This window comes from Nonomuraea sp. NPDC049637 (assembly GCF_040675235.1).
Taxonomy (GTDB): Bacteria; Actinomycetota; Actinomycetes; order Streptosporangiales; family Streptosporangiaceae; genus Nonomuraea.
The window spans coordinates 146,014-159,058 of sequence record NZ_JBFAOM010000017.1 but is presented as its reverse complement, the minus strand read 5'-3'; the positions used below and the strand labels follow the sequence as shown (position 1 = coordinate 159,058).

Annotated in this window: 11 protein-coding genes; 5 read left to right on the top strand and 6 right to left on the bottom strand. The window is 70.3% G+C overall.

Features of this window, described 5'->3' with window-relative positions:
• Positions 1–136: 136 nt before the first annotated feature.
• The gene (locus tag AB0J71_RS24300) at positions 137–2,911 is read right to left on the bottom strand and encodes a hypothetical protein (RefSeq protein WP_364416151.1); all 2,775 of its coding nucleotides are present in this window, start codon (positions 2,909–2,911) and stop codon (positions 137–139) included.
• Between the two features lie 254 nt (positions 2,912–3,165).
• Between AB0J71_RS24300 and AB0J71_RS24295 the strand changes: the two genes are divergently transcribed.
• Positions 3,166–3,525: an RICIN domain-containing protein gene (locus tag AB0J71_RS24295; RefSeq protein WP_364416149.1), complete on the top strand. Its 360-nt coding sequence runs from the start codon at positions 3,166–3,168 to the stop codon at positions 3,523–3,525.
• 324 nt (positions 3,526–3,849) lie between these two features.
• Here AB0J71_RS24295 and AB0J71_RS24290 read toward each other — a convergent pair whose 3' ends face one another.
• Positions 3,850–4,395, bottom strand: coding sequence for a GNAT family N-acetyltransferase (locus AB0J71_RS24290; protein ID WP_364416147.1), 546 nt, complete (start codon positions 4,393–4,395; stop codon positions 3,850–3,852).
• A 343-nt stretch (positions 4,396–4,738) separates the two neighbouring features.
• On the bottom strand, positions 4,739–6,352 hold the full coding sequence (locus AB0J71_RS24285) for a thiamine pyrophosphate-dependent enzyme (protein WP_352325852.1): 1,614 nt from the start codon (positions 6,350–6,352) through the stop codon (positions 4,739–4,741).
• 309 nt (positions 6,353–6,661) lie between these two features.
• On the opposite strand from AB0J71_RS24285, the gene AB0J71_RS24280 reads away from it, so the two are divergent.
• The gene (locus AB0J71_RS24280; protein WP_364416145.1) at positions 6,662–7,789 is read left to right on the top strand and encodes an FAD-dependent oxidoreductase; all 1,128 of its coding nucleotides are present in this window, start codon (positions 6,662–6,664) and stop codon (positions 7,787–7,789) included.
• Positions 7,790–7,830: 41 nt separating this feature from the next.
• Positions 7,831–8,283 carry a hypothetical protein gene (locus AB0J71_RS24275; RefSeq protein WP_364416143.1) on the top strand — a complete coding sequence of 151 codons (453 nt, stop codon included), beginning with the start codon at positions 7,831–7,833 and terminating at the stop codon, positions 8,281–8,283.
• A 337-nt stretch (positions 8,284–8,620) separates the two neighbouring features.
• Here the strand turns inward: AB0J71_RS24275 and AB0J71_RS24270 are convergent, their stop codons facing one another.
• Positions 8,621–8,995: a hypothetical protein gene (locus AB0J71_RS24270; protein ID WP_364416141.1), complete on the bottom strand. Its 375-nt coding sequence runs from the start codon at positions 8,993–8,995 to the stop codon at positions 8,621–8,623.
• A 97-nt stretch (positions 8,996–9,092) separates the two neighbouring features.
• Positions 9,093–9,950, bottom strand: a complete 858-nt coding sequence (locus AB0J71_RS24265; RefSeq protein WP_364416139.1) for a TetR/AcrR family transcriptional regulator — start codon at positions 9,948–9,950, stop codon at positions 9,093–9,095.
• Positions 9,951–10,084: 134 nt separating this feature from the next.
• On the opposite strand from AB0J71_RS24265, the gene AB0J71_RS24260 reads away from it, so the two are divergent.
• On the top strand, positions 10,085–10,828 hold the full coding sequence (locus AB0J71_RS24260) for an ABC transporter ATP-binding protein (protein ID WP_352325846.1): 744 nt from the start codon (positions 10,085–10,087) through the stop codon (positions 10,826–10,828).
• Positions 10,825–12,147 (top strand): FtsX-like permease family protein, encoded by a 1,323-nt coding sequence (locus AB0J71_RS24255; RefSeq protein ID WP_364416137.1) that lies wholly within the window; start codon positions 10,825–10,827, stop codon positions 12,145–12,147. The genes AB0J71_RS24260 and AB0J71_RS24255 overlap by 4 nt, the downstream gene beginning before the upstream one ends.
• Before the next feature lie 38 nt (positions 12,148–12,185).
• On the opposite strand, the gene AB0J71_RS24250 is transcribed toward AB0J71_RS24255, so the two are convergent.
• Complete coding sequence (locus AB0J71_RS24250) at positions 12,186–12,866, bottom strand: Pr6Pr family membrane protein (RefSeq protein WP_364416135.1); 681 nt, start codon at positions 12,864–12,866, stop codon at positions 12,186–12,188.
• Positions 12,867–13,045 lie beyond the last annotated feature (179 nt).

Genomic DNA, 13,045 nt, shown 5'->3' with positions numbered 1-13,045 from the left:
AGCAATACGGGATCTACTGCTTCGACCGTACGATCCCGCATCCGCGCGGCCCAGCTCCGTCCCGCCGCGACCGAAGCCGCCACGGGGGTGGCCACCGAGGTTGCCGCTGGCGGGCGGCCACCTCGGAAGCACATGGCTAGCTCGAGAGACCCGAGTTGATCTCGGCGAGCAGCTGGGTCGCCTTCGTGTAGCGGATGAGGTTGTCCAGCGTGGGCGGCTGCGCGAGGGTGGCCTGGGCGTGGCGGACGGCCTCGCCCACCGTCCGCACCCCCAGGGCCCGCGCGGTGAGGCCGTCCACGGCGGTGCCGGCGTTGATCCGGCGGTCGGCCAGGTTGAGCGTGGTGGCCAGCAGTTCGGCCCGTAGTGTGCGCGGCTGCGTCAGCGGCAGGGTGAGGACGGCGGTGGACTCCCGCAGGGAGAGCGCCCCGTTCGCGGCCGAGCCGTCGGCGCCGTCGAAGCGGTCGTCGGTGGCCTGGACGCGGGCGAGCGCCTCGGCGGTGCGCAGGTCGGGCCGCAGCGCCCAGAACGTGACCAGCCCCGGGTCGCGGCTGGGGGAGACGGTCGTGATCCGCGTTTCCGCCGTCGCGGCGGCGGGGCTGGTGGGGCACGGGCCGGAGCCGTCGGCGCTCAGCGAGACCGGCACGGTGACCGTCGCCGCGTCCAGGAACAGCAGGCTCGGCCGCGCGGTGAAGGCGATCGTGCCGGTCCCCGTGCCGGCGGGCAGCGTGCCGATGGCCCAGCGCAGCGTGGTGGTGCCGTCGGCGTTCCTGCTCACGGAGCCGGGGCGGGGCCCGGCGCCCTGGTCGAGCGCGGTGCTGTAGTAGAGGCCGGCGGGCAGCGTGGCGGTGAGCGTGGCGCCGGAGGCCGCAGCCCCGCCGGTGTTGCGGTAGGTCAGGGTGTAGGCGGCGGCCTCGCCGGCGTCGACGGTGGCGGGCGCGGTGGCCGCCACGCCGATCACCGGCCGGTGCACCGTGGTGGACACCCCGGCGGTGTTGTCGGACAGGGTGCCGGTCTCGGCGTATCCGCGCTCATTGGTCCCCGACACGGCCGCCGTGTTCGTCAGGACCGTCCCGTCCGTGGTCGCACAGGGGACGTCGTAGGTGAACGTCTCCCGCGCGGAGCCGCCCGCCGGCACGTCGGACGTCGTGCGGTGGACGACGTCGCCGCCGGGCATCGTGTCGTCGATCTTCACCGCCGTGGCGGTGGCGGGTCCCTTGTTGCCCACGGCCACGCTGTAGGTGAGCCGGTCGCCGGGGGAGGCGTCCTGCCTGTCCACGGTCTTGGCGGCGGTGAGGTCGATCGGCGGGTTGAGACTCGCGGCGGCCTCGGCGGTGATCTCGGCGCTGCCCAGGCCGAGCACGCCCTTGTGCGCGCCGTCCTCGAACCAGGGGCTCTCGCGGAAGTTGAGGTTCAGGTGGTCCCAGTCGTTCCAGGAGGTGAGGGTCTGCTTGGGGGAGACGGGGCAGGACGTGGTGTCGGGGCCCATGATGATGTGGTTGACGTCCCCGGATTGGCTCGTCGCCCTGGTGCCGTCGCCGTTCCAGTCGACCGGCTTGTTGGCCGGCGTGGTCAGCGCGACTCCGGGTCTTCCGGCCACCACCGTCCCGTACACGACCGTCGCGCTACCCGCTCCCGGCAGGGCGTCGCCCACCTCGTCGAGCCCCTGGTCCTCGTTCATGGGGGCGCGCTCCTGGGGCTGGTAGTCCAGGGGGCGGGACGCGGTGGACGCCGTGGGGAACTGGTAGGAGTAGTTCATGACGCTCAGGTAGTTCGGCTTGCAGTTGATGCTGTCCAGGCCGCCGTGCTGCAGCCCGAGCGTGTGGCCGAGCTCGTGCATGAACGTGCCCGCCTCCGCCGCGGTCTGGCCGCCGTTGGCGATGATCCGCGTGTTGTCCCACGCGCCGAGCGAGATGACGAAGTCGTTGCCACCCGGCAGGGCGACGCGGGCCAGGTGGGCCAGGTCGACGTGCTGCTGGGTGTCGTCGCCCGCCTCTGCCTGGCCCGATGTGGTGCCGAGGCCGGTCAGCCCGTGCACCGACACGGCGTAGCGGAACGCCAGCCGCTTGGCGCCCAGGATGTTCTCGCAGTTGCGGGAGATCCGGTCGAGCACGTCGCCGAAGTTCCCGTCGCAGGCGATGGCGGGGTCGCCGAACTTGACATCGTCGAAGTCGTCCCAGCTGCCGGGGCTCTTGGTGTCGAACGTGACCCGCTCCGCCTCGCCGGCCCGCTCCCCGGTACGGACGTGCAGGGTGATGCCGTGCGCCGCGAAGGCGGTCACCACCTGGCTGATGGCGTTCGGGTCGAGCTCCCTGGAGCGCCGGCAGTACGACGCCAGGCAGAACATCGCGTCCAGCTCGACGAAGATGTCCTTCTTGTTCGGGTCGGCGCTGTACGGGGGCTGGTTCAGCGCGAGATCGACCGTGCCGTCCTGGTCGTAGTCGATGCCGTTGGTCTCCCAGTCGTCCAGCAGCCCGTCCTGGTCGGTGTCACGGCCGGTGTGCACCTTCAGGGTGGTGGAGCAGGTGCCGATCGTCGTGTCGCCCGACAGCGTCGAGGTGATGTCGATCCGCAGGCCGCTCGCGTCACCGAGGCCCTCCGCGTACGCCGGCGGCAGGTCGAACTCCCCCTGCACCAGCCCCGTCTCGGCCGATAACAACTGCCGGTAGAACGGCGTGGCGTGCCAGTAGTGGAACCCGGCCTCCACCGTGGCGGTGAACCAGCCGCTCTCCTGACTGTCGTTGAGGAAGGTGATACGGGCACGGGGCCGCTCGCCCTCCGCGAGCGACAGGGGCGAGGTCCCGAGGAACTCGCACTCACCGTGCACCGCGCCGTCGGCGTGCCCCGCGGGGGCGCCGAGCAGGGCGGCGACGACGAATAGGACGAGCGGCACGATCACGCGGCGGATAAGCATGGGCCGAGTGTCGGCGCCCGCGCTCGTGCCGTCATGAGTAGCCCGTACTCATCCTGTTCCGGCGGCGGCCACAGCCTGGCCGCCACCCCTGCGATGGTGGTTCCACAGCCGGGCAACGACCCGTCCAGTCCCTGAACTTCCGGGGTGAGGCGCGGGTCGAAATCCGAGTACGGGGTTACTCATGACCGATCTCGCCTGGGCCGGTGACGGTAGGGGAGTTCAGCCCGTGTCACCGAGGAAGCGCAGGAGAGATCATGAGTGGTAGGCGACTCGCCGTAGCCGTTGCGTCAGCCGGTCTGCTGGCCGGCACGCTCTGCGTGCCCGCCTCGGCGGTGGCGTCGGCGTCGTCGGCCGGTCCGGTGTACTGGTACCAGGTCGTGGCTCAGCACAGCGGAAAGTGTCTGGACGTGGCGTACGCCAGAACCGGGCACGCCGCCAACGTCATCCAGGGCACCTGCGCTCCCCGCGGCAGCGGCTACAACCAGCAGTGGCGCATCGTCGACAGCGGCGCCTCCGGCAATTACATCCGCCTCATCGCCCGGCACAGCGGCCTGTGCCTCGATGTCGCCTATGCCAGCACCAAGCACGGAGCGAACGTCATTCAGGGCACCTGAGGCGGGCCCGGATCCGGCAATAACCAACTGTGGCGCTTCCGGCAGGTCGGCGTCAGCTGGGAATAGGATCCGATGGCCCCGGCAACGGGCCAGGCGTCTCAGTACCCACCCAAGATCGTGACTCAGCTGGCGGGGCCTGCCGTCTCCGTCCAGCGCGACCGCGACTACATCCGCGACAAGGGACCCTGGAGGCCGGCAGGCGGCCGCCGCGCGCGGCCGCACCGAACGACTGCCCGGCGACTCCCGCCCTTTGCGTCCCGTCGAGGCCTTCGGCGGTGGCCACCGGCGCGAGCTGCGTGATCTGGCGAGCCGATGCACGCGTCCCTAGCGCGGGTCGAGTACGCGCGTCATCCAGATCGAGTCACCGTGTTCGCTGTCCTCGTCGATGCGGTCGCTTCGGTGGAAGCCGAGTTTCTCAAGGACGCGGAACGAGGGTGTGTTCCACTCCCGTACAGTCGCCCAGAGGCGGCGACGCCCTGTTCGGATCGCGGCTTCCAAGACCGCACGGGCGGCTTCTGTCGCATAACCATGGCCGTGAGCTCGTCGTGCCAGCTCGTACGCGATCTCGGGTTCGTCGAACGATCCCTGGCCGACGGTCAATCCGCAATACCCGATGAACTCGCCGGTGTCGCGCAGCTCTATGGCCAGCAACCCGAGCCCAGGAGCCGCCGTCAGCGGATTGTCAATGAGCCAGCTGCGGACGTCCTCGACCGTCGGCCGTCCCTCGGCGTCGATCCGCCGGGCCGCCGGCACTCGCGGATCCCGTTCGAGCCACAACCCGCGGAACTCCTCCGCATCCGACGGCACCCACCGCCGCAACCGCAGCCGCTCGGTCACCAGCTCCGCCGGCAGATCCACATATGTCTTCATCCCGATCAACCTAACCCAATGCTGATCGACCTTGGACGGTGACCCTGTTGGTGGGGGATGCCGGCACGATGCCAGTACGGGCGGACCGAAGAACACGTGCAGCACCCGCGCCCACGTCAACCGTCTGAGCTGCGGACAGGCGGTCCGCTCGATCCGCGTCGTCCCAAGGCCGTCCCTCGCCTCGATCCCGAACGCTGGTTCAGCGATTCACTGCCCCTTTCACTCGTACGTGCTCCGCCCTCCCGGCAGAGCATGTGAGGTCGTCGAGGGCGCCGGAGCGTCCTCGCGCGGCATTGCGGCGACGCGCCCCTCATTGCGTCAGGAGGTGGGTTCGGACGGTGGTTCAGGGCAGCACTGCAGGCAGCCCGCGCGAGTCGACCTTCGCGACGATCAGCGCCGGAGCGCTGGACGACGTCTTCACGGTGGCGAGCGCCTGGTCGAGCTCCGCCGCGGTGTCGACGGAGTACGTGGACCGGACGCCCAGCGCGTCGGCGAACTTGACGAAGTCCCATTGGTTGAGCAGGACGTAGGGCTTCGGCGTCACGCCGGGGTCGGTGAAGTAGTCCGAGTCGATGAGGTACTGCTCCAGGCCGTAGATGCCGTTGTCGATGACCACGACGACGGGGTTGCGGTCATAGCGTACGAACGTGGACAGTGCCTGGGCGGTCATGTGGAAGCCGCCGTCGCCGCAGATGACCAGGGGACGCCTGCTCGACCCGAAGGACGCGCCGACGGCAGCGGCCACGGAATGGCCGATGGAGGCCCACACGGCGCTGCTCAGGAACCCGTCGCGGCCTTTGACCGGCAGGTTCGCCGCAGAAGCGCCGCCGAGGAAGGTGTCCGGCATCGCCAGCCATGTGGCGTCCAGGGCGGCGCCGACGCGATCGAACACCTGGGCGTAGGTCAGCGGGCCGGTGGCGACGGGCGGGGCCGGGTCGACGGCCGCGGAGAGGGGAACCGGCGCCTCCTTCGCCGCCTCGGCCACGAGTGCGGTCACCAGGGCGGTGATGTCCGCGTTCTGCTTGCTCCCGTTCTTGATCTTCACCTTGCCGTCGTAGGCGGTGACGATATGGTCGGTGTTGTTCTGGATGAACGTGGCGTAGCTGCCGGGGAAGACGCAGCCGAGCATCACGATCAGGTCCGCGTCCCGGACCTCGGGGGGCTGGCAGCTCGGCGGGGCGAAGACCCCGACCCAGCCGTCGTCCTGTTCGGACAGCACCGATTTGGCCAGCACCTGGGTCGACCAGCGGACACCGAGCTTGGCGATCAGGGCGGCGACCTTGTCGGCCAGTCCGTAACGCTGGACCTCGACGCCCAGCAGGAGCACGGGTTTCGTGGCGGCGCGCACGAGGCCCACGATCGCGGTGGCGAGCTGCTGCTCCGTGCCCGCCGCCGGATCGGTGACGGGCAGCGCGCCGGCCGGGGGCGTACAGGCCGCCGTCCAGATGGTCCGATCGATCTCGATGTAGACCGGCCGTTTCTTCCTGATCGCCGTCGAGATCGCGCTGTCGACCAGGCCGGGCACGTCGGCGGCCTGCTCGGCGCGGGCGGCGCTCGCGGTGACCAGCCGGTAGGCGTTGAGGTCTCCGTCGGGCTGGCCGGTCGAGTGCGAGAACAGGACGTCCAGGTTCTTCAGGTTGGCCCGGTTCGCGGCGCTCGGGCCGCCGTTCACGACGACGACCGGGCTGCGCTCGACGAACGCGCCAGCGATGGCGTTGATCATGCTGAGCATGCCGACGCCGTTGGCCACCGCGGCGGCGCCGAGGCCCTTCATGCGCGCGTAACCGTCGGCCGCGTATCCCGCTTCGAGGTCGGTGGCCGTCACGACCGGCGTGATGTGGTGCGCGCCCACCGCGTCGAACAGCGGGGCACCATATGCGGCGGGCACACCGAACAGGGTGTCGACCTGTTGCTGGCTCAGCCGCTCGAGGATGTAGTCGGCAACGGTGAAGGGCACGATGACGCTCCTGGGCATGCCCGCCGTACGGCAGATCAGTCGGAAAGGACAGGCACGGATCGTCCGGCCGCTTGGGACGCCTACCCGCGCGGCCGGCCGGGCGAACGCGCGGGAGCCGTGCCTTGACGTTGCTCAGGGCTGGTGTTTCCGCAGGTCAAGACGTCTATATGCGGCTCGGCCGGACGTCGTCGCCGTCTTGGAAACAGTCGTCCAGAAGCCGGTCAAGCGTTGGAGTCGGGGGAAGGAGCGGACGCCTGCACGGGTATGCGTACCCATCGACGGCCAAGCGTCTGATCACCGGAGCCCGACATGCTGCTGGACGAGCGTGGAGTGAGCACACCTGCCCACCTGCCCACTCCGGACTTCACCTTCGATCCCCATGAGCCGGGCGCGTGCGTCGCGGGTCTGAGGCCCTACCGCAAGCACTCCTATCGGCTCGAAGGAGAGGAGCTCGGCGACAAGTTCGTCATCCACAACTACGGCCACGGCGGTGGAGGCATCACGCTGAGCTGGGGCTGCGCCGCCGCGGTGCGGGACATGGTCCTCAAACGCCAGGCCGATACCATGATCATCGAAAGGGAGATCGCGGTGATCGGCGCTGGCGTCATGGGAATGACCGCCGCGGCCCTGCTGCTCGACCTCGGGCTGAACGTCACGATCTATTCCGACCGCAAGCCGGTCGAGACCACGTCGTACAAGGCCGGCGGCCAGTGGGCCGCGTCGATCCTGGAGTATTCCAAGGACTTCGCCAAGGTGCAGGAGTTCCAGTACATCCTCGCGACCGCCTACACGATGTTCAAGGCCGGCATCGGCAAGGGCTTCGGCGTGTCCGAGGTCGACAACTACAGCGTCCGTCCCACCTCGGGAATCGACGTGGTGCACGAACTCGTGCCGGGACTGCTGCCGCCGCGCGAATATCTCCCGCGCCTGCCGTTCGCGGGCCACAACACCTCCGGATACAGGTACCGGACGTTGCTCGTCGAACCGCCGATCCTCATTCCCCGGCTGGAACGCGACCTGAGGGCGCGCGGCGTCATGTTCGTGAGCCGGAGATTCATCAACAGCACGGACGTGCTCACGTCCCTGACGCAGAAAGTCATCATCAACTGCACCGGGCTCGGCGCGAAGGAACTGTGGAACGACAACGAGATGATCTCGTACCGAGGACAGCTCGCGATGTTGCGGCCGCAGCCGGACCTGGAATACCTGTACGGGCAGAAGGGGTACATGTTCCCGCGCCATGACCACGTCGTCATCGGGGGCACCGTCGAGGAGAACGACCAGGAGGTGTTCGATCCCGACAGATGCAAAGGCCTGGTGGATTACATGGCCGGCGTGTTCGGTCAGGCGCCCGCGGTGCCGATGCCGGACTTCCATGTGCACCATCCGCGCAACGAGCGCCTGGTCGATCCGAGACTGTCGATCGCCCATGACTGAACGCGGGAAAGTCAGCAACCACAGGAAGTGACAAGGCGGCAATGACTCAGACAGTTCAGGGATTCAGCGTCCAAGCCAAGTGCCTGGCCCAGGACGGTACGCCGTGGCATCTGCCCGGACCGGACGACACGGCGGAGAAGGGGGAGAGAGTGACCCTGCACATCACTGCCCGCCTTCTCAACTCGTCGCAACCCGCCACGGACCTGGCGATGATCGAGTGCGAAATGCTCCGCGGATTCACGCCAGTCAGGGACTCGCTCGACGCCCTCGTCGCAGGCGGCCTCGTAAGCTTGTACGACATAGACGAGACAGATCAGTTGAATCAGCGACTGGAGCTCTACCTCAAAGAAGTCGGAAGCACCCCTACCGAGATCGTCTTCGAGATCGAGTGCAAACAGGCGGTCCACGACCTGAAGCCATCGACGATCGAACTCTCCGACTCCTACGACGCCGACAGCGGCGTCACCACCACGTATCCCACGGCCGAAGAATGACGAGCCAGCCGTTGACGGCAGCGATGGGGATGGCGGCTTCGCAGCGGACAGCACCGGCGCCGCGCCGCCTCCGGCAGTCCCGCGTACGACAGCTCGGACGCCGCCCTGACCACCACGCGCAGGGCCGATGGAGGCGACGCCATCCGGGGTGCCGCCGGAACACGGCTACGCCACGCCCGACAGCGGCTGGGCCGTCTCGTCGTGGACAGTCCTGGCTCACCGGCGACCGGTCACGCGCTCCCATACAGCCCCCTCCTGTCCCGACCGGCACGGCACCGGCCCCCCAGGCTTCGGAGCCGTCCCCGCCCCGGATGGGTCATCACCCTGCTGCAGCCGGTCAGCGACGGGTGGCGGCGAGGCGGCCTCCCGTGACGCGGAGAAGATCGAGCTTTCCGTCCTCGGCGCTTCCGGCCGCTGCCGTGTAGGTGACCAGGCGCAGGTCGGCGCCGGGAACGACGAGGACGTCGCAGTCGAGCAGGATGTCGCCGACCTGAGGGTGCCGGATGGTCTTCGCGTCGGTCGTATGGGGGGCGCCGGTCGTCTGCGCGGCCCAGTGATGAGCGAAGGCGCCGGAGGTCGCGCGGAGTTCCCGTACGAGACGATCGAGCCGGGCATCGGCGGGACAGCGGGAGACTTCGGTTGCCTTGAAGTCCAGCCCGGCAGATGCTTCTCGCTGTGACGGCTGAGGATCGAGGGTCCGTGTAGCAGGCATGGCCAACCGGCCCCTTCGGCCAGTCGGTATGGACTCGGCGAGTCTCGCCGCAGTTCGAGCAGGGCGGGGAAGGCCGGGGGCGGCCTGCTTCCCGACCTCACCGATGCGGGGTGCCCGTCGGCGCCGGCGGGCCCTGGTCGGGCGGCAGCAGCAGCCCGATGCCGTCGAGCATGCGGTGGAGCCCGAACTCGAAGATGTTCTCCGGTTCCGATGCCTCGAACGCCTCGTCCCCGAACTCCGCGACCATCGGCAGCCGCGCCGCCCCGATGCTGCGCGCGAACGCCTCCTTGCGGGCCTGCGCCCACTCCCGCCGCGTGTGCCTGCTGGTACGGGCGGCCTGCGCCTCGTGGGCGAGCGGCACGGCGGCGCTCTGCACGTACGTGCCGATCATGATGGCGACCTGGACGAGCGTGGCGAAGTCGAGCCCGTGCCCGTCGAGGGCGCGCATGCGCCAGTCGGTGTAGGCCATCAGCGCGGGCGCGACCGGCGGCCGGGTGGTGACCGCGACGAGGTGGGACATCCACGGATGCCGCCGGTAGAGCTCCCACTCCTGCCGGGCCGAGAGCTCCAGCCTGGCCCGCCAGCCGTCGGGCCCCGGCTCGGGCAGCGGGCGGGCGGCGAAGACGGCGTCGACCATGAGGTCGTTGAGCTCCTCCCGGCTCGGGACGTACCGGTAGAGGGACATCACCCCCACTCCCAGGTCGGTCGCGACGCGCCGCATCGACAGCGCGGCGACCCCCTCCCGGTCGGCGAGCGCGACGGCGGCCCGGACCACCCGGCCCTGGTCGAGCGCCGCCTCGGCCGGACGTCCCGGCTGGGCCGCGGGCTCCTCGGGGGCGGGCGGCTCGGCGAGCCGCGCCCGGTAGGCCCTCGTGCGGCAGGCGCGCGAGCAGTAGCGCCGGGGCCGCCCCCGCTCCGCCGTCCGCAGCTCCCGCCCGCACACCTCGCACGCCACTGCGCCAGCCCCCTTTTCGTCACGGTCAAATTCCGTGACGAAATTATATCTCACCCCCATGACGTCGCGCTCATATGCAATTGATGTACGGTGTATTTATGACTCGTGCAGCGTACATAAATCCTGTGACGAAAATGGCTCTGGAACTCCACCATGTGACGAAACGCCACGGCGAGGGCGCCACCGCCGTCACCGCCCTCGACGACGTCTCCCTGGCGATCCCCATCGGCACCTTCGCCGCGGTGATGGGCCCCTCCGGCTCGGGCAAGAGCACCCTGCTCCACTGCGCGGCCGGCCTGGACCGGCCCGACTCCGGCTCGGTCGTCCTCGACGGCCGCCGCCTGGACGGCCTGGACGAGGCCGCGCTGACCCGGTTGCGCCGCGAGCGGATGGGCTTCGTCTTCCAGTCCTTCAATTTGGTGCCCACCCTGACGGTCGCGCAGAACGTGACCCTGCCCCTGGAGTTCGCCGGCCGCCGCGTCGACGCGCGCCGGGTGCGGGCCCTGCTCACCCGGCTCGGCCTGGGCGAGCGCACCGGGCACCGGCCCGGCGAGCTGTCCGGCGGCCAGCAGCAGCGGGTGGCCATCGCCCGCGCGATGCTCGGCGAGCCCGCCGTCGTGTTCGCCGACGAGCCGACCGGCGCCCTCGACACGCAGGCCGCCCGCGAGGTGCTGGCCATCCTGCGCCAGGCCGCCGCCCAGGACGGACGGACGATCGTCATGGTGACCCACGACCCCGTGGCCGCCTCCTACGCCGACGTGGTGGTGTTCTTCGCCGACGGCCACGTCGTGGACCACCTGCCGCGCCCCGACGCCGCCACGGTCGCGGCCCGCATGGCCCGTCTGTCCGCGCCAGCCCACGCCGGGGGTGCGCGATGAGGTGGCGGCTGGCCCTCGGCACGATCAGCGCCCACCGGGCGTCCTACCTGGCCTCGGCCGCCGTCATGGCGGCCGGGACCGCGCTGCTCACGGCGTTCGCGACCCTGCTGGAGACCGGCCTGGCCACCGGCCGCGACCCCGGGTTCCTCGTCATGCTGCCGGCCATCCTGGGCGGCTGGACACTGGCCGTCGTGGCCTTCGGCGTGGTGTCCACCGTGTCGCTGACCATCGGCCACCGCGAGCGGGAGCTGGCCCTGCTGCGCTCCATCGCGGCCACCCCGCGCCAGATCCGGCAGAACGTCGTGCTGGAGACGCTGGTCGTGGCCGTCCCCGCGATCGCCGCCGGGCTGCTGCCGGGCGCCGGGCTCGGCGCGGTCGTGCTCGCCCGCCTGGCGGACGCCGGGCTCGTCGGGGCGGGCGTCGAGCTGGTCGCGGGGTGGCCGAGCGTCGCGCTCGGGGCGGGCACGTCCCTGGTCGCCGCGCTGGCCGCCGCGCTGATCTCCAGCAGGCGCGCCGCGTCGATCCCGCCGGTGCGGGCGCTGGCCGCCGCCGGGCCCGCCCGCGCGCTCGGCCGGGGCCGCCTGGTGGCCGGAGGGCTGCTGCTGGCGCTGGGGCTGAGCCTGTCGGTGACGACCCTGTTCATGGCGGACGGCCCGCTGCTGTCCAGCACGGCGGGCCCGGCGGGCGTCGCCGTCGCGGTCGGCCTGGCCCTGCTCAGCCCGGTCGCCGTCCGGCCGGTGGGACGGCTGGCCGGGGCCGGGCTCGGGGCGTCCGGGCGGCTGGCCGTCCGTAACCTGCACGCCCGCGCCCCGCAGACCGGCAGCGTCGCCGGGCCGCTGATCCTCATGGTCGGCATCGCCGGCGGCACGCTCTACATGCAGAGCACCGAGGACAGCCTCCATCGGGGCGCCGCCGACGTCAGCGCCCGGCTCGCCCCGGTGAACTACCTGGTCGTCGCCATGATCATCACGTTCACGGCGATCGTCGTGGTCAACACGCTGATCGCCGCGACCCGCCGCAGGGGCCGCGAGTTCGGGCTGCTGCGCCTGTCGGCCGCCACTCGTGCCCAGGTCATGGCAACTGTCGTGGCCGAGGGCGTGCTGACCGCGGTCCTGGCCCTTGTGCTCGGCACGGTCGCCGCCGCCGCGACCACCGTGCCCTACAGCCTGGTCAAGACCGGGTCCCCGATGGCCGCCGGGCCCGGCTGGGTCTACGCGGCCATCGCCGGGGGCGCGCTGTTGCTCGTCCTGGCGGCCACGGTGCCCACTGCCGCGGGGGCGCTGCGGGTCAGGCCGGTCGAGGCGCTGTCCGCCCCCTGACCGCTGACCTGCGGCTGAGTCATTCCAAGCTCATGCTCTCAGCGCCTCGCCGGAGTGGCGGGGCCTGCGGTGTCGGCGGGAGCCGAAGGGGCGAAGGCCGGGAGTCTGCGACTGGCGTGATCGGCCAGGCCGCGCAGGGCGATCAACCCGTCTCCGAGCAGTACGAAGCACACGGCCAGCGCCAAGGCCATGAGTGCCACGCCGTCGTACCCGAACTTGTCCACATCCAGAAAGGGATAGGGATACCGCTTCCACGCGCCGGGGGGCAGCAGGGCGCCTCTGACCAGGGCGAAGGCCAGATACGCCATCGGGTAGACCAGCCATCGGAGAGCGGCTGCCCATCTTGGCCGAGGAGCGTTCCGGTCGAAGAACAGCCAGTCGATCACAGCCATGACGGGCGTCACATAGTGGAGGAGGAAGTTGCCCAGACCGTAGCCGTGCAGGGAGAGGTGTTCGAAGGGGCTCGCTCCACGCATGCGTAGAAAGTGCCAGACCAGCCCAGTGATCACGATGTAGAGCGTCACGGCCCCCTTGAGGTCGGCAGAGGGGCACCGCCTGCCGATCACTTTCCAGGAGTAGAACCCCATCAGCAGCAGATTGCTCTGCACGGTGAAGAGCACGAGCGGGTTCAGCGGGCTGCCCAGGCCCATCCAGGTATAGATCAGGCCCACCATGGCAGCCGCTATCAGCATCAAGCGGGACGCCGTCACCCAGCTCACAGGGATCATGGTCGCACGAAGCGCATCGTACCGACCTGCGATCCGCCGATCGCTGGAACGTCGAAAGCAAGGGTGGGCCCCTGGCCGCGGTGGCCTCCTCCGAGCCCAGTGCTTGCTAGCCATATGACTCCGTCTACGCCATCACCGACCTGGGCCGCGAAACCGCCGAACGCTGGCTG

Coding starts and splice junctions, on each gene's coding strand:
- AB0J71_RS24300 (WP_364416151.1), bottom strand. CDS start 2,911: ATGCTTATCCGCCGCGTGATCGTGCCGCTCGTCCTATTCGTCGTCGCC.
- AB0J71_RS24295 (WP_364416149.1), top strand. CDS start 3,166: ATGAGTGGTAGGCGACTCGCCGTAGCCGTTGCGTCAGCCGGTCTGCTG.
- AB0J71_RS24290 (WP_364416147.1), bottom strand. CDS start 4,395: ATGAAGACATATGTGGATCTGCCGGCGGAGCTGGTGACCGAGCGGCTG.
- AB0J71_RS24280 (WP_364416145.1), top strand. CDS start 6,662: ATGCTGCTGGACGAGCGTGGAGTGAGCACACCTGCCCACCTGCCCACT.
- AB0J71_RS24275 (WP_364416143.1), top strand. CDS start 7,831: ATGACTCAGACAGTTCAGGGATTCAGCGTCCAAGCCAAGTGCCTGGCC.
- AB0J71_RS24270 (WP_364416141.1), bottom strand. CDS start 8,995: ATGCCTGCTACACGGACCCTCGATCCTCAGCCGTCACAGCGAGAAGCA.
- AB0J71_RS24260 (WP_352325846.1), top strand. CDS start 10,085: ATGGCTCTGGAACTCCACCATGTGACGAAACGCCACGGCGAGGGCGCC.
- AB0J71_RS24255 (WP_364416137.1), top strand. CDS start 10,825: ATGAGGTGGCGGCTGGCCCTCGGCACGATCAGCGCCCACCGGGCGTCC.